Annotated in this window: 14 protein-coding genes; all 14 read right to left on the bottom strand. The window is 67.1% G+C overall.

Translation table 11 applies throughout. The features are described 5' to 3' along the window. Nucleotide 1: 1 nt before the first annotated feature. The 14 genes from VSX60_RS08885 to VSX60_RS08950 all read right to left on the bottom strand — a co-directional run bounded on the left by VSX60_RS08885 (nucleotide 2) and on the right by VSX60_RS08950 (nucleotide 14895). Complete coding sequence (locus VSX60_RS08885) at nucleotides 2-1219, bottom strand: TrbI/VirB10 family protein (protein ID WP_327623798.1); 1218 nt, start codon at nucleotides 1217-1219, stop codon at nucleotides 2-4. Next, the gene (gene trbG / locus VSX60_RS08890; RefSeq protein WP_327623799.1) at nucleotides 1216-2265 is read right to left on the bottom strand and encodes a P-type conjugative transfer protein TrbG; all 1050 of its coding nucleotides are present in this window, start codon (nucleotides 2263-2265) and stop codon (nucleotides 1216-1218) included. Before trbG ends, VSX60_RS08885 begins: the two co-directional genes overlap by 4 nt. Continuing rightward, nucleotides 2262-2945: a conjugal transfer protein TrbF gene (gene trbF / locus VSX60_RS08895; protein ID WP_327623800.1), complete on the bottom strand. Its 684-nt coding sequence runs from the start codon at nucleotides 2943-2945 to the stop codon at nucleotides 2262-2264. The genes trbG and trbF overlap by 4 nt, the downstream gene beginning before the upstream one ends. After that, nucleotides 2945-4303, bottom strand: a complete 1359-nt coding sequence (gene trbL, locus VSX60_RS08900; protein ID WP_327623801.1) for a P-type conjugative transfer protein TrbL — start codon at nucleotides 4301-4303, stop codon at nucleotides 2945-2947. Before trbL ends, trbF begins: the two co-directional genes overlap by 1 nt. Before the next feature lie 4 nt (nucleotides 4304-4307). Beyond that, complete coding sequence (gene trbK-alt / locus VSX60_RS08905; protein WP_327623802.1) at nucleotides 4308-4691, bottom strand: putative entry exclusion protein TrbK-alt; 384 nt, start codon at nucleotides 4689-4691, stop codon at nucleotides 4308-4310. A 22-nt stretch (nucleotides 4692-4713) separates the two neighbouring features. After that, nucleotides 4714-5475: a P-type conjugative transfer protein TrbJ gene (gene trbJ / locus VSX60_RS08910; protein ID WP_327623803.1), complete on the bottom strand. Its 762-nt coding sequence runs from the start codon at nucleotides 5473-5475 to the stop codon at nucleotides 4714-4716. Next, nucleotides 5472-7910, bottom strand: a complete 2439-nt coding sequence (gene trbE, locus VSX60_RS08915) for a conjugal transfer protein TrbE (RefSeq protein ID WP_327623804.1) — start codon at nucleotides 7908-7910, stop codon at nucleotides 5472-5474. Before trbE ends, trbJ begins: the two co-directional genes overlap by 4 nt. A 10-nt stretch (nucleotides 7911-7920) precedes the next feature. Continuing rightward, the gene (locus VSX60_RS08920) at nucleotides 7921-8199 is read right to left on the bottom strand and encodes a VirB3 family type IV secretion system protein (RefSeq protein WP_324505891.1); all 279 of its coding nucleotides are present in this window, start codon (nucleotides 8197-8199) and stop codon (nucleotides 7921-7923) included. Continuing rightward, a complete protein-coding gene (locus VSX60_RS08925) occupies nucleotides 8199-8531 on the bottom strand; it encodes a TrbC/VirB2 family protein (RefSeq protein WP_327623805.1) in 333 nt (110 codons plus the stop codon). Before VSX60_RS08925 ends, VSX60_RS08920 begins: the two co-directional genes overlap by 1 nt. Further along, nucleotides 8528-9511, bottom strand: a complete 984-nt coding sequence (gene trbB, locus VSX60_RS08930) for a P-type conjugative transfer ATPase TrbB (protein WP_327623806.1) — start codon at nucleotides 9509-9511, stop codon at nucleotides 8528-8530. The genes VSX60_RS08925 and trbB overlap by 4 nt, the downstream gene beginning before the upstream one ends. A gap of 167 nt (nucleotides 9512-9678) precedes the next feature. Further along, nucleotides 9679-10113 (bottom strand): CopG family transcriptional regulator, encoded by a 435-nt coding sequence (locus tag VSX60_RS08935; RefSeq protein WP_327623807.1) that lies wholly within the window; start codon nucleotides 10111-10113, stop codon nucleotides 9679-9681. A gap of 8 nt (nucleotides 10114-10121) precedes the next feature. Then, the gene (locus VSX60_RS08940) at nucleotides 10122-12110 is read right to left on the bottom strand and encodes a conjugal transfer protein TraG (RefSeq protein ID WP_327623808.1); all 1989 of its coding nucleotides are present in this window, start codon (nucleotides 12108-12110) and stop codon (nucleotides 10122-10124) included. Between the two features lie 36 nt (nucleotides 12111-12146). Further along, the gene (locus VSX60_RS08945; RefSeq protein ID WP_327623845.1) at nucleotides 12147-13886 is read right to left on the bottom strand and encodes a relaxase/mobilization nuclease domain-containing protein; all 1740 of its coding nucleotides are present in this window, start codon (nucleotides 13884-13886) and stop codon (nucleotides 12147-12149) included. A gap of 244 nt (nucleotides 13887-14130) precedes the next feature. Further along, nucleotides 14131-14895 carry a lytic transglycosylase domain-containing protein gene (locus VSX60_RS08950; protein ID WP_327623809.1) on the bottom strand — a complete coding sequence of 255 codons (765 nt, stop codon included), beginning with the start codon at nucleotides 14893-14895 and terminating at the stop codon, nucleotides 14131-14133. Nucleotides 14896-14897 lie beyond the last annotated feature (2 nt).

Here is a 14897-nt window from a genome sequence, read left to right on the forward strand (position 1 = left end):
ATCATCCTCCATAGGGTTCGAGGACAAGATCGCGAGTGACGATCACGCGCACCGGAAAGCCGGGCCTGATGGTGAGCGTCGGGGCGATGTTGAGCTGGCGGCGGACGATCTGTTGGCCAGCGTCGTTGATGGTGGACTGGCCGCCGTCACGGATGGCCTGCACGAGACGGTCGTTGTCGTCGGTTGCCAGTTCCGCGCCGACGCCGAGCAGCGTCGAGAGCGCGGCAGCCTTGGCGAGATCCCACCAGTGATAGTCAACACCGTCCTCCAGGCCGGCATAGCCCTCGGTGTCGGCGCCAGGCTGGCGCTCGAGCACGATGGAGCGGCCATTCGGCAGGATCAGCCGGTTCCAGACCAGGAGCACGCGGCGCTGCCCGAAGCCGACGCCGTTGTCGTACTGACCGATCAGGCGCGTGCCTTGAGGCACGAGCAGGATGCGGCCGGTCGGGCTGTCATAGACGTTCTCTGTTACCTGCGCGGTGATCTGGCCGGGCAGATCGGATCGAATGCCCGTGATCAGCGCGGCCGAGATGACGGCTCCCGCCTGCAGGATGTTGGGCGAAGCGGGCGCAGCCACGCGATCCGGCGAAACGGTCCGACGATCGACGGCGGCGTTGAGGAAGGCGAGCTGACGATCCTGCGCCGTGGGCGTCGCCGGCTGCGGCGCGAGCCCAAGGCTGGTGAGATCAGGCGTTGGCGGGGGCGCTACAGCTACCGAACCGGCGCCTGCCGCGGGCGCGGTGCGGTTCTCCGTTCCGGAAAACAGGCGGCTCGTTCGGGCCGTCTCGATCTCCTGAAGCCGCCGCTGTTCCTCGGCACTGAGGCCCGGATTTGGCGTCGCTATGCCGGGCGCCGGCACCGGCTGGCCGCGGTTCTGCGCATCGAGAATCGGCCGGCCGAGGTCGCCCGGGAGCGGCGGTCCCAGCCGAGGCACGCCGCTATAGTCGCGCGGCAAGCCGGCCAGGCCGTCGGCCGTGGAGCGGTTCTCCGTGGAGTAGAGCTCGTCCGTGGGCCCGCCGCCGTCACGGGTCTGGAGCGCATAGATCAGCGCGCCGCCGAGGCCGACGCTGGCCGCAAGACCGATCCCCGCCAGAACCTTGCGCGACAGCCGGGTGACGCGTGGCGCGTCAGCACGTAGTCGCATGGGATCGGCCGCCTCGACGGCCGATCCTAGGAGCGGCGCATCCACTTCCTCTTTCGGGGCCTCATTGTCGCTCACGACGCCGGTCTCCCGTCGGTGCGCACGATCCGGACGCGTCGCTGTGAATCACCATTGCCGAAGCGCAGCTCGGCGGCCGCGAACAGCCGATCGACGATCATGTAGTTGCCGCGCACCCGGTAGTTCACCAGTTCGGAGGTGTTGCCCTCCGGCCCGACGACGAAGAGCGGCGGCATTTCCCCTTGTGCGATGCCGCGCGGGAATTCGATGAAGACCTGCCGGCCGTCGTCATAGGCGCGCAGCGGTCGCCACGGCGCTCGGTCGCCTTCGATCGTATAGCGGAAGTTGATGTTGGCGAGATCGACGCCGGTGGCGACGGGCCGTGTGGCCTGGGCCTCTGCGTTCTGCTGGCGCAGCGCGATCAACTGGTCCTGCGGATACTGCCAGGAGACAGACGCCATGTAGGTCCGCTCGGTCGAGCGCAGCTCCATATGGTAGGTGCGCAGGTTGGTGTTGATGAGGAGGTTGGTCATCAGGTCCGGGCGCGATGGCTTAACCAGGATGTGGACTTGCAGTGTCGCGCCCGCACCGCTCTGGGTGTCGCCGATGATCCAGCGCACCGTGTCGCCGGCGGCGACCGGGCCGGAGCCGACGAGCTGCTCGCCGGGCTGCAGCGCAATGTCGGTGATCTGACCGACGGCCGTATAGACCTGATAGAGCGCGCCGCCCGTGAAGGGATAGACCTGCATGGCATTGATGAAGCCGTCGCGCACCGGCTGAATTCGTGCTGCCGCATTGGCCTGGTTTACGCGGGTCGCCGGATCTGTGGGCTCCGGCGTCCGGCGCGATTCCTCTACCGGCTTCATTTGACCCGGCAGCGGGAGCGGGCGCGGCAGTTCGACAATGGTGACGGGCGCCGGAGGATCGACCGCGATCATAGCGGGCGCCGCGTCGTCGTAGGAGATTTCCGGTGGCTTTTGCGTTGTTACGCAGCCGGCGAGCACTGTCGCCGCGAGCAGGACAAGCGGCAACGCGGATTTGCGGAATGTCGGATACGCGGTTGAGAGTAAGGCCGGATTTCCGGCTTTACGGAAAGACGGCTTCATTGCCCAAGCTCCCGTGACCAGTTGATGGCGTTGACGAAGATGCCGAGCGGGTTCTTCCGCAGGCGTTCGGCGTCGCGCGGCGGCTGCACGACGACAGTGAGGATCGCGGTCCAGCGCGAGGTTTCTGCGAGCGAGCCGTCCTGATATCGCCGCTCCGTCCAGGCGACACGGAAACTGTCGGGCGACGCCCGGATGACGCTGGAGACATCGACGGCGATCTGCTGTTTACCGACCTTGGTGAAAGGATCGTTGGATCGCGCATAATCGTTGAGCGCCAGCGCGCCACGATCCGTTGTGAAGTCGTAGGCACGGAGCCAGTTCTGCCGCACGATGATCGGGTCGGCCGGGATCGAGCGGACCTGCTCGGTGAAGCGGGCCAGATGCCAGGCGATCTGGGGATCGGTCGGGCGATAGTCCGCGACCGCGGGCGCTACCGCCTGCGACTGGCCGAGCCGGTCGACCTGCACCACCCAGGGAACGATTGTTCCACGCGCCGATTGCCAGACCAGCGCCGCCGCGAACCCGCCGGCGAGAAGCAGCGAGCCGAAGGCCATGAAGCGCCAGTTCTTCGCCTGCACGCGGGCTGAGCCGATGCGGTCGTCCCAGACCTGGGCGGCCTTCTGGTAAGGCGTGTCGGGCTGAGGCGTCTTGCCGTAGTGGGTGGAAGGTCGTTTGAACATCAGCGGTCACTTTCGGAGAGGTTGACGGAAGAGCCGCCGCCATGGGCGTCGCCGGAGCGGACGGCGTGGGCCGCGGCCTGGACGCCATGGGTCATGCTCTGGGAGCGCTTCATGCGCTTGGCCCATGCGGGCGCCCCGCTCGCGGCGGCCGACGAAGACGACGCGGCTTCGCTGGCGTCGCCGCCGATGGTGCCTATGGTCGAGGATCCGCCCGTCGCTTCGAAGGCCGACTTGGCGCCTTCCGAGAAGCTGGAGCGCATGCTCTCGCTGGCGCGGGACGCGGCCCGGCGAAGCGGCGACGTGGCGGCGCCGGCTCCGGCGCTCGCGACGCCGCCGACACCGGACGCAACACCGGATGCGCCGGACTGACCAGCGGAAGCGAGGCTGTAGGCGGTCGAGGCTCCGCCCGCCATCGCGGCGCCGCCACGAGCGGCAGCAGCGGCTCCTCCAGCCAGGGCAGCGCCGCCGGACGCGACGGCGCCGACAGTCGCTGCGCCTGCCGCGACCATGCCGCCGGCCGCCAAGCCGGTCCCGATGGCGGCTCCCGCGCCGAGCTGCGGGCCGCCGGAGACGAGACCGTTGGCGATACCCGGACCGAAGATGCCGAGGCCGAGCAAAGTGAGCGCGGCCAACACGATCGCCATCGCCTCGTCGATGGTCGGCGTTGCGCCGCCAAAGCCGGCTGTGAATTCGGAGAACAGCGTCGACCCGATGCCGATGATCACCGCCAGCACCAGCACCTTGATGCCCGACGAGATGACGTTGCCGAGCACGCGCTCGGCCATGAATGCGGATTTGCCGAACAGGCCGAACGGGATGAGCACGAAGCCGGCCAGAGTCGTCAGCTTGAACTCGATCAGCGTCACGAAGAGCTGGATCGCGAGGATGAAGAAGGCGAGCAGCACCAACGCCCAGGCAAGGAACATGCAGGCGATCTGGATGAAGTTCTCGAAGAACGACCAGTAGCCCATCAGGCTGGAGATCGACTCCAGCAGCGGCCGCCCGGCGTCGAGCCCGGTCTGCGCCACCTTGCCGGGCCGCAGGAGATCGGCAGTGGTGAAGCCGGTGCCGGATGCCTTCAGGCCGAGGCCGGCGAAGCTCTCGAAGATGATCCTGGCGAGGTTGTTCCAGTTGCCGATCAGGTACGCGAAGACACCGACGAACAGGGTCTTCTTGACCAGCCGCGCGAGAATGTCGTCATCGGCGCCCCAGCTCCAGAACAGGGCGGCGAGCGTCACGTCGATGACGATCAGCGTGGTGGCGATGAAGGCGACCTCGCCGCTCAGCAGGCCAAAGCCGCTGTCGATGTAACGAGTGAAGACCTCGAGGAAATGGTCGATGACGCCGGTGCCGCCCATGATGTTATCGGGCCTCGCCGGGTTTGGGCGCCATCACGGGCGCTGTTTCCTTGCGGATAGGATCGTCTTCGGCTGGCGCGGTGGTGGCTGAACTCGCGGTCGGCCGGGGCGACTGCGGGGACTCGGGCAAGCGCTCGGCGGGCCGTGCGCCGGGGGCAAGGAAGCGCTCGCGGTTTCGGGCCCAGGCGCGCAGACATGCCGTGTCGCGCGTGCCCGCCTCGCCGAGGAACTGGCAACGGATCAGCTCATCCCGAAGCGGATCGACCGAGGCGCTCTCGGTCGGGCGCGCGGACGGGGAAGCCGACGCCTCTTCCTTCCGGGTCAGTTCGATCGCGGTCGCCGTGATGGCGACTGCGACGAACACGACAGCGCCGAGCCGGGCGAACATCTTTCCGTCCATCGCTCCGCCCTCAGTTGCCGTTGTTGAACATCTTGGCGTTGCCCGGCTGGTAGCCGGCGCCGGGCGTGAGGAAGCGTCGGCGCTGCTCACGGCCCTGTTCGGCCGCGGCCGCCTGCTCGGCGGATTGCAGCGACTGCGCGCGCCCGTTCGCCGCGACGACCGCGGTGAGGTCGGCGAGTTGCTGCGCCTGGAGAGCGAGGAGCTGGTTGCCGGCCTGGCTCGCCTGCAGCGCGCCGGTCGCGCCCTGGCTCTGGCCGATCAGCGCCGACATCTGCGTGCGGTTGGTGTCGATGTTGCCGACGACGCCGGCCTGCACCCGCATGGCGTCCTGCAGCCCGCCCACCGTGTTCTGCCAGCGCTCGCGCGCCTGGCTGACGAGCTGCTGATCGGTCGCCGAGAGCGAGGCGTTCCCGTAGGTTGTCTGGAACGCCCGGTCGATCTGCTGGACGTCGAACGCGATGCTCTGCGCTTGGGCAAGAAGCTGTTGCGTCCGCTGCACGGATTGCTGAAGCTGTTGGAGCGAGGAAAAGGGCAGGCTTGCGAGGTTGCGGGCCTGATTGATCAGACCCTGCGCCTGGTTCTGCAACGCGGTGATCTGGTTGTTGATCTGCTGCAGTGACCGTGCCGCGGTGAGGACGTTCTGAACGTAGTTCGTCGGGTCATAGACGACCCATTGCGCGGCGGCGGGCTGGACGAAGACCGGCGACAGAGCGGCTGGAAGCGACAGAATGGACGCGGCGAGAAGCGCCGCGCGGGAGCGACGGACGATCATGACGATATCTCCAGGTTGGTGAGGTCGGGGATCAGGTCGGCGGCCCAGGCGACATCGCGGTGGCGCAGCCAGGCGGACAGGAACTCGTCGCGGCCATGCTCGGCCATAATCCGCGCGATGGCGGTCTGGTCGGTCTTCGACGACGCCGCGCAGAGCGCGAGGGCAACGTCGCCCAGCCCCAGCTCGAACAGCCGGTTGCCGCGGCGCGACTGGCAGTAGTAGTCGCGCTTGGGCATGGCGCGGGCGAGGATCTCGATCTGCCGGTCGTTGAGCCCGAAGCGCCGATAGATCGCCATGATCTGCGGCTCGATGGCGCGTTCGTTCGGCAGCAATAGCCGGGTCGGGCAACTCTCGATGATCGCGGGCGCGATCGCCGAACCGTCGATGTCGGAGAGGCTCTGGGTGGCGAAGATGACACTGGCGTTCTTCTTGCGCAGCGTCTTCAGCCATTCGCGGAGCTGGCCGGCGAAGCCTTCATCGTCCAGCGCCAGCCAGCCCTCGTCGACGATCAGCAGCGTCGGCCGGCCGTCGAGACGGTCCTCGATGCGATGGAAGAGATACGCGAGAACGGCCGCGGCCGCCCCGGTGCCGATCAGGCCCTCGGTCTCGAAGACCTGGACTTCCGCTTCACCGAGGCGCTCGCTTTCGGCGTCGAGCAACCGGCCATACGGGCCGCCGACGCAATAGGGTTGCAGGGCGCGCTTGAGCGTCTGCGACTGAAGTAGGACCGACAGGCCCGTCAGGGTTCGCTCGGCGACCGGTGCGGAGGCGAGCGAGGTCAGCGACGACCAGAGATGCTCTTTCACCTCCGGCGTGATCGTGATGCCTTCGCGCATCAGGATCGCGACGATCCAGTCGGCGGCCCAGGCGCGCTCGGGCGTGTCATGAATACGGGCGAGCGGCTGGAGCGAGACGGAGGTTTCCGCGCCGTCGGTCAGGCCGCCGCCGAGATCGTGCCAGTCGCCGCCCATGGCGAGCGCCGCCGCCCGGATTGAACCGCCGAAGTCGAAGGCGAAGACCTGCGCCCCGGCGTAGCGACGGAACTGGAGCGCCATCAGCGCCAGCAGCACCGACTTGCCGGCGCCGGTTGGGCCGACGACGAGCGTGTGGCCGACGTCGCCGACATGAAGGGAAAACCGGAACGGGGTGGAGCCTTCGGTCTTGCCGAAGAGCAGAGGGGGGGCTGCAAAATGCTCGTCCCGTTCCGGCCCCGCCCACACCGCTGAAAGCGGGATCATGTGGGCGAGATTGAGCGTGGAAATCGGTGGCTGCCGAACATTGGCGTAGACATGGCCGGGCAGCGACCCGAGCCAGGCATCGGCGGCGTTGATGGTCTCAGCCATCGCTGTGAAGTCGCGGCCCTGGATGACCTTCTCGACCAGACGCAATTTCTCGGCGGCGATGCGTGGATCGTTGTCCCAGACGGTGACGGTCGCGGTCACATATGCTTGGCCGGCATAATCGGCGCCGAGTTCCTGCAACGCCATGTCGGCGTCGGCCGCCTTATTGGCCGCGTCGGTGTCGACCAGGGCGGAAGCCTCGTTGGTCATCACCTCCTTCAAGATGGCGGCGATCGACTTGCGCTTGGCGAACCACTGCCGCCTGATCTTGATCAGCAGCTTGGTGGCGTCGGTCTTGTCGAGCAGGATGGCGCGCGTCGACCAGCGGTAAGGGAAGGCCAGCCGGTTGAGGTCGTCGAGCAGACCCGGAGTCGTCGCCGTCGGGAAGCCGACGATGGTCAGCACGCGGAGGTGGGCGTTGCCGAGGCGCGGCTCGAGCCCGCCGGTGAGCGGCTGGTCGGCGAGCAGCGCATCGAGATACATCGGCGTTTCGGGCACGCGCACGCGTTGGCGTTTGGTCGAGACGCAGGAATGCAAATAGGTCAGCGTCTCACCGTCATCGAGCCAGCGGCATTCCGGCATGAAGCCTTCGACGAGCTGGAGGACGCGGTCGGTGCGATCGGCGAAGCCGCGCAGGATCTCGTGGGGATCGACGCCCTTTTCGGCCTTGCCCTCGTAGAGCCAGCTCTCGGCACGCGCGGCGTCCTCGGCCGGCGGCAGATAGACGAAGCTGAGGAAGTAGCTCGACTCGTAGTGCGAGGCGTCTTCCTCGAAGTCGGCCTTGCGCTCGGCGTCGACCAGGGCCGATGCGGCGTCGGGAAAGCGGCCGGCCGGATAAGCGTCCACGCCATGGCGCTGCGCCTCGACGAAGATCGCCCAGCCGGAGCCGAGGCGGCGAAAAGCGTTGTTGAGGCGTCCGGCCACGGCGACCAACTCGGCGGCAACCGCGGAATCGAGATCGGGACCGCGAAAGCGCGCCGTGCGCTGGAGCGATCCGTCTTTGTTGAGCACGACGCCATCGCCCGCGAGCGCCGCCCACGGCAGGAAGTCCGCGAGGCGGGTCGAGGTGCGGCGATATTCGGCAAGGTTCATCATGGCGGGACCTTCAGACGCTCAGGTGGCCGGGGATGCGCAGGTGCCGGCGCACGACATCGACGAACATCGGATCGCGCTTGGCCGCCCAGACGGCGGCGAAATGCCCAACCACCCAAAGGCCCAGGCCGACCAGCCAGAGGCGCAGGCCGAGGCCGAGTGCCGCGGCCAGCGTGCCGTTGAGGATGGCGATCGCGCGCGGCGCTCCGCCGAGCAGGATGTGCTCGGTCAGCGCGCGGTGAACCGGCACGGTGAATCCGGGGACCGGCTCTTCTCCGGCAAACTGGGCCATCAGACGAGCGCCCCGCCGCCGAACGAGAAGAAGCTCAGGAAGAACGAGCTGGCCGCGAAAGCGATCGACAGCCCGAACACGATCTGGATCAGCTTGCGGGCGCCGCCCGACGTGTCGCCGAAGGCGAGCGTCAGGCCGGTGATGATGATGATCATCACCGCGATGATCTTGGAGACCGGGCCTTCGATCGACTGCAAGATCGATTGCAGCGGCGCTTCCCACGGCATGGAGGAGCCGGAGGCGTGAGCGGCGGGCGCCAGCATCATGCTGACGAAGGTGACAGAGGCGACCGCCGCGATGTGACGACGAATGCGCAGAGCGTGACGGATCATGAAGGATCTCCTGTGTGGACGGGGGCTGCGGGGATGACGCGGTAGTCGCCGTCGGGACCGAGGCCATCGACACGGGCGAGTTCCACGAGGCGGCGGTGCGAGCCGCGGCCGGCGAGGACGGCGACGAGATCGATGGTCTCGGCGATCAACGCGCGCGGGACCGTGACGACCGCTTCCTGGATCAACTGCTCCATCCGGCGCAGCGCGCCGATCGCCGAGCCGGAATGGATCGTGCCGACGCCGCCGGGATGGCCGGTTCCCCAGGCCTTGAGGAGATCGAGGGCTTCCGCGCCCCGGACCTCGCCGATCGGAATGCGGTCTGGACGAAGGCGCAGCGACGAGCGCACGAGGTCCGACAGCGAGGCGACGCCGTCCTTGGTGCGGAGCGCGACGAGGTTCGGCGCGGCGCATTGCAGCTCGCGGGTATCCTCGATGAGCACGACGCGGTCGTCGGTCTTGGCGACCTCGGCCAGGAGCGCATTGGTGAGCGTGGTCTTGCCGGTTGATGTGCCGCCGGCGACCAGGATGTTCTTTCGCTCAGTGACCGCGATGCGCAGCGTCTCGGCCTGGCCCTCATTCATGATGCCGGCGGCGACATAATCGCCGAGCGTGAAGACGGCGACGGCCGGTTTACGGATGGCGAAGGCCGGGGCCGTAACGACCGGGGGCAGCAACCCCTCGAACCGCTCCCCCGTCTCGGGCAGCTCGGCCGAAACCCGAGGGCTCCCGGCATGAACCTCCGCGCCGACATGGTGGGCGACGAGGCGGACGATGCGTTCGCCATCGGCGGGGGACAGCCGCTCACCCGTGTCGGACAGACCTTCGGAGAGCCGGTCGATCCAGAGTCGCCCGTCCGGGTTGAGCATCACCTCGACGACGCTGGGGTCTTCCAGAAACCGGGCGATCGCGGGGCCGAGGGCGGTGCGCAACATGCGCGCGCCTCGGAGTGTCGCCTCGGATTGCTGGTGAGAAGCCGCCATGTCGTCCCCTTGCGTTCAGGGACCGTTTGGCCGGCCCTGGATCGGGGATCAGTAGAAGAGGCAGGAAATGGGGCGTTGCAACAACCAGAGTATGGTCGTCGTAGCCTGGCGTGGAAATACAGGTGAACGGCGGAACGACCGAATACTTGAGATCGATTGAATGAAGACTATTCGGCCTCGTCGACGCCGGGAACGTCTTCGGAAATCTCCTGCCGGAGCTTCGGGCCCTTGGCGAGTCGGCGGCCGAGCGCGACCACGAAGGCGTCATAGCGCTCGCCTGCCTTGGCGCGGGCGGCGGCCTGCGCGGGTTCCGGTAGCGGCGGATTGGTGGTCAGCCAGAAACGCACGAACACGGCGAGCGTCTCGACCGAGATGCCGAGGTCGCGTTCCATCCGGGTCATGCGGCGGTCGAGCTGGTCGAGGCGCTTCGTGGTCGCCGCCTCCTGGCGATCGGCGGCGTCCGGCGACATGAAAGAGGCGATGGCGGCCTCGGCGATCAGCGAGCGCGACTGATCCCGCCGCGCGGCGTAGTCGGCCAGGCTCTTCATCACGTCGGGGTCGACATAGACGGACAGGCGCTGCTTCTTCGGAGTCTTGATCATGGCGAGCCTCACAGATCGACGCCGTCGCCGGGATCGAGCGACGCCTGACGGGCGATCTGGCGCATGGTCCGGTCCATCCGGCTGATGCGGGCGGTGTCGTCCTCCATATCGTCGGCGGGGTCGGGTGCGAACTCGTTGTCGATCGGCTCCTTCTTCTCGATGGTCTTCGCCTTGTTCAATTCGGGCTGGTGGCGACGCTCCGAATCCGTGGGATCGTCGTCATTGTCCCGTCCGTCTCGCGGCTCCTGCTCTTCGATCTCGAGACGCGGTGGCAGCGGCAGCGCGCTCCAGTCGTCGGGTCTCGCGTTCTTCGGTTTGGTGAGCACGGGCGGCGGCAGGATGCGTTCCTGGAGTCTCGCATCCTCGTAGTAGCGCGCCTTCTTCGCCAGGATCGGCGGGGCGCCCGCCACCATGACGATCTCCTCAGTGGGCGGAAGCTGCATCACTTCCCCCGGCGTCAGCAATTGTCGCGCGGTTTCCGAACGCGAGACCATCAGATGACCGAGCCATGGCGAGAGCCGATGGCCGGCATAGTTCTTCATCACCCGCATCTCGGTCGCGGCGCCGAGTGCGTCGGACACTCGCTTGGCGGTGCGCTCGTCGTTGGTCGCGAAACTCACTCGGACATGGCAGTTGTCGAGGATCGAGTTGTTCGGGCCATAGGCCTTCTCGATCTGGTTCAGCGACTGCGCGATCAGGAACGCCTTCAGGCCGTACCCAGCCATGAAGGCAAGCGCGGACTCGAAGAAATCGAGGCGGCCGAGCGCCGGAAATTCGTCCAGCATGAGGAGCACCCGATGCCGATCCGCCTTTGCATGCAGATCCTCGGTGAGCCGTCGCCCGATCTGGTTGAGGATCAGGCGGATCAGCGGCTTGGTGCGGTTGATGTCGGACGGCGGCACGACGAGGTAGAGTGTGGTGGGGCGCGCGCCGCCGACAATATCGCTGATGCGCCAATCGCAGCGCCGCGTCACCTCGGCCACCACGGGATCGCGATAGAGGCCGAGGAACGACATCGCGGTGGAGAGAACGCCGGATCGTTCGTTGTCGGATTTGTTCAGGAGCTCACGCGCGGCGCTGGCGATGACGGGATGCGTGCCGGCTTTGCCGAGATGCGCCGTCTTCATCATGGCGGCGAGCGTGGATTCGATCGGGCGCTTCGGGTCGGAAAGGAATCCCGCGACGCCGGCCAGCGTCTTGTCGGTTTCCGCGTAGAGGACATGAAGGATGGCGCCGACGAGAAGCGCGTGGCTGGTTTTTTCCCAATGATTGCGCTTCTCCAGCGAACCCTCGGGGTCGACCAGGATGTCGGCGATATTCTGGACGTCGCGTACTTCCCATTCGCCGCGGCGCACCTCTAACAGCGGATTATAGGCCGACGATTTCGCGTTGGTCGGATCGAACAGCAGCACCCGGCCGTGCTTTGCGCGGAAGCCGGCGGTGAGCTGCCAGTTCTCCCCCTTGATGTCGTGGACGATCGCCGAGCCAGGCCAGGTCAGGAGCGATGGCACCACAAGACCGACGCCCTTGCCGGATCGGGTTGGCGCGAAACACAGCACATGCTCCGGCCCGTCGTGACGGAGATAGGCGCGATCGAGCTTGCCGAGCACCACGCCGTCCGGACCGAGCAGCCCCGCGCCCTTCACCTCGTCGAGGCGAGCCCATCGCGCCGAGCCATAGGTCTGGACGTTCTTCGCCTCGCGGGCGCGCCAAACCGACATGAGAATAGCGACCGCAATCGAGATGAAGCCGCCCGACGCGGCGATATAGGCGCCCTCGACGAAGATCGACGGCGCATAGGCGTCGTAGAAATACCACCACCAGAAAAACGCCGGGGGATAGTAGACGGGAATCCCAATCAGGCTGAACCATGGTTCACCAAGCTGCGGCTGGAAGCCGAGCTGCCAGGTCGTCCACTGCGTCGCGGCCCAGGTCGTGAACAGCACGATCAGTATGACGATGAGGATCTGGCCCCAGAGGATTTTGGTGGCGGACATCGTTGTCGGTCCCTTCTGTTCAAGATGACGGGCGGGCTAAAGTCCGAGCCCGCGTTTCCGGCCGAAGCTCCAGTCGATGCCGCCGTCGCCGCGGGCGATGCCGGAAACGTGGCGGCCGAGTTGCTTTTCGAGCGAAGGTGACCAGGGCACGAGCTGGAAGCCGAGCCCGTCGTCGATCATCGCGTACCGGCCGGACGCGAGCGCGAAACGCTGCCGATAAGTGCCGGCGACATACTCACCATTCGTGGATCGGCCGAGCGTCCGTCCGGTCTCGGCGGCAAGCTTCTCGCCGAGGGCTTCCACATCGCGGCGACGAAGCGTGTCGATGAGGTTGCGCGCGAAGATCACGCTACGCCCCTGGCGCTCGGCGAAACCCTGTTCGATCAGATGCTCCGCGCGTCGATCCAGGGCGCCGCTCACCTCCGCGCCGAATCCCCCGCCGCCGAGCGCGACGGGCTCGCGGGCGATCGCCTGCCGATCAAGCCAGGTCGCGCCTGTCGCAGAAATCTGGCGTTCGATGGAGAGGTCGGAGCGGACAGCGAGCGCCACGCGTCGTCGCCCCTGCGCATCGTCGAACTTGCGCAGTGCGACGATGGAGCCCGGCGCACTGTCGCCCGCCGCATCGAGGTCGGGCAGCTTGATGTGATGGGTGCGGCCATCGACGCCGTCGACCACGGCATAGGCCGTGCCCTTCAACTCGTCGTCGAGGCCGCGATCGACCAGACGCCCGATAACCGGATCGTCGAGGCTCTCGCCGGCCAGCACGTAGCTCGATGCGCCACGTTCGATGCCCCGCTCGGTGAGCCCGCGATGGATGCGCTTGATGATGTCGCCGCGCTCGCCCAATTCGCGCAGCGTCGCCTCGGCGTTCTCCGCCATCACCCATTGGCCCGGGCCGATCTGGTCGGCGAGGCCGAGGGATTCGAGCTTGCGTAGCCGGCCGACCTTGAGGGCATGGAATTCGTCGGGTTGGCGGTCAGCGTGCGGGGCGAGATCGACGACGCCGGTGCGATAGCTGTCGCGCGCGAGCTGGCGGTCAAGATTGGTCCAGCGCTCGCTATCGATCTGGCGCTCGAGTGTCCGCCGGATTTCCTGATCGGTGCGCGGACCCAACTCCTGGGTGATTAGATCCTGGGCGCGAGCCCGCATGCCCTCCTTGATGTAGTCGCGGGAGATGACGAGGTCCTGGCCATCATCGGCGCGGCCTCGCACGATGACGTGGATATGCGGATGCTCGGTGTTCCAGTGATCGACGCCGACCCAATCCAGTTTCGTGCCGAGATCCTTCTTCATCTGACCCATGAGGTCGCGGGTGAAGGTCTTGAGGTCCGACATCTCCACCGCATCCTCGGGTGAGACGATGAACCGGAAATGATGCCGGTCGTCCTCGCACCGCTCCACGAAATCCTTCGCATCGACGTCGTCGGCTTCCGGGCCGAACAGATGGGCTTTCTCTCCATCACGGGTGACGCCCTCGCGCTTCAGATATCCAAGATGGGCGGCGAGCGGCGCGGACCGAGCCGAATGCCGGACCACACGGGTCTTGATGACGGCCCCCCGCGAGCGGCTGGTCAGCAGCCGGTTGGCCTGGACGCTGGCGCGCACGCCACGTCCGAAGCGTGAGCGATTGCCGGAGGTGATCTTGCCGGAGCGGGAGACACGGCCGCCGGCCTTCTGGGCGGCGGCGAGCGCCTGCGCGATGAAGGGCCGCGCGCGCTGATTGCCGGATGAGCGGATGCGGCCAGGCCGGATGCGGAAATCGTCCTCGCCGCTCATGGCAGGGAACCCGCACATCGCGCAAAAGCCCTGAGATCCTTATGAAAACGCGGAAGCCGCAGGCTGCGCCAGTCAGGCGCGCCTCGCGAAATCGTCGCGTAAACCCTTGAAAACACACGACCGAACCAAGGCGCACCTCGCGCCCTTTTATCCCGCCATCTCCCGGTCGTGTTTCCATCCTCCCACCTTCGCACCCTCCATGACACGCCATGACACGCCAGACTTCGAACCGCAGGTAATCCCCTCATCGCGGACCTTCCTCGCCGGATCGCGCGACGAACAGGCCGTTTGACCGCGGCGTGATGGTGGAAGGATCGCGACCATGTGCCGTAGCCAGATCGTCGCCGGATCGACGATTGGGCTGCTCAGGATCGGCGGTCGATGGGCGTTCGGACTGCCCGACGAAGAGCGGCGCGCGTGTCCACGAACGCGGGTCGGCGACAGCGACCCTGATAGCGCCGGAAAGATCTTCACCGCCGATAAAGGGCGCAAGCGCGGCGACATAGGCGCGTGTCTCGGCCGGCAGCGCGCGGCCCGCAGCGAGATATTCCTCGTAGCGCCCGGGCCCAGCATTGTAGGCGGCCAGGAAGCCGGGCGATCCGTAGCGGTCGTGCATCTCGCGCAGATAGGCCGCGCCTCCAAGAATGTTGTCGCGTGCGTCATAGGGATCGCCGCCGAGCCGATGGCGGATGCGCAGCTCGGCCCAGGTCGCCGGCATGATTTGCATCAGTCCCATCGCGCCTGCGGGGGACAAAGCCCGCACGTCGCCGTGGCTTTCAACCCGCATCACCGCGCGAATCCAGCCCTCCGGAATGCCGAAACGCTGCGAGGCCTCGGCAATGATCACCGCGTAAGGGTCGGCGATAGTGGCCCGTTCGATCGGCGCACTCTGCGCGAGCGTGGCGGCAGGCAAGGCGGCGATCGAAAGAAGGCCGGAAAGGAGGAGGAGGGCGGAACGGCGGGCGACCTTGGGATGGCCGGCGGCGGAGCGGTGGCGAGTGATCGGCATGG

It is taken from the genome of Aurantimonas sp. A3-2-R12, from assembly GCF_036016755.1.
GTDB lineage: Bacteria > Pseudomonadota > Alphaproteobacteria > Rhizobiales > Rhizobiaceae > Aurantimonas > Aurantimonas coralicida_A.

Coding starts and splice junctions, on each gene's coding strand:
- trbG (WP_327623799.1), bottom strand. CDS start 2,265: ATGAAGCCGTCTTTCCGTAAAGCCGGAAATCCGGCCTTACTCTCAACC.
- trbF (WP_327623800.1), bottom strand. CDS start 2,945: ATGTTCAAACGACCTTCCACCCACTACGGCAAGACGCCTCAGCCCGAC.
- trbL (WP_327623801.1), bottom strand. CDS start 4,303: ATGGGCGGCACCGGCGTCATCGACCATTTCCTCGAGGTCTTCACTCGT.
- trbK-alt (WP_327623802.1), bottom strand. CDS start 4,691: ATGTTCGCCCGGCTCGGCGCTGTCGTGTTCGTCGCAGTCGCCATCACG.
- trbJ (WP_327623803.1), bottom strand. CDS start 5,475: ATGATCGTCCGTCGCTCCCGCGCGGCGCTTCTCGCCGCGTCCATTCTG.
- trbE (WP_327623804.1), bottom strand. CDS start 7,910: ATGATGAACCTTGCCGAATATCGCCGCACCTCGACCCGCCTCGCGGAC.
- VSX60_RS08920 (WP_324505891.1), bottom strand. CDS start 8,199: ATGGCCCAGTTTGCCGGAGAAGAGCCGGTCCCCGGATTCACCGTGCCG.
- VSX60_RS08925 (WP_327623805.1), bottom strand. CDS start 8,531: ATGATCCGTCACGCTCTGCGCATTCGTCGTCACATCGCGGCGGTCGCC.
- trbB (WP_327623806.1), bottom strand. CDS start 9,511: ATGGCGGCTTCTCACCAGCAATCCGAGGCGACACTCCGAGGCGCGCGC.
- VSX60_RS08935 (WP_327623807.1), bottom strand. CDS start 10,113: ATGATCAAGACTCCGAAGAAGCAGCGCCTGTCCGTCTATGTCGACCCC.
- VSX60_RS08940 (WP_327623808.1), bottom strand. CDS start 12,110: ATGTCCGCCACCAAAATCCTCTGGGGCCAGATCCTCATCGTCATACTG.
- VSX60_RS08945 (WP_327623845.1), bottom strand. CDS start 13,886: ATGAGCGGCGAGGACGATTTCCGCATCCGGCCTGGCCGCATCCGCTCA.
- VSX60_RS08950 (WP_327623809.1), bottom strand. CDS start 14,895: ATGCCGATCACTCGCCACCGCTCCGCCGCCGGCCATCCCAAGGTCGCC.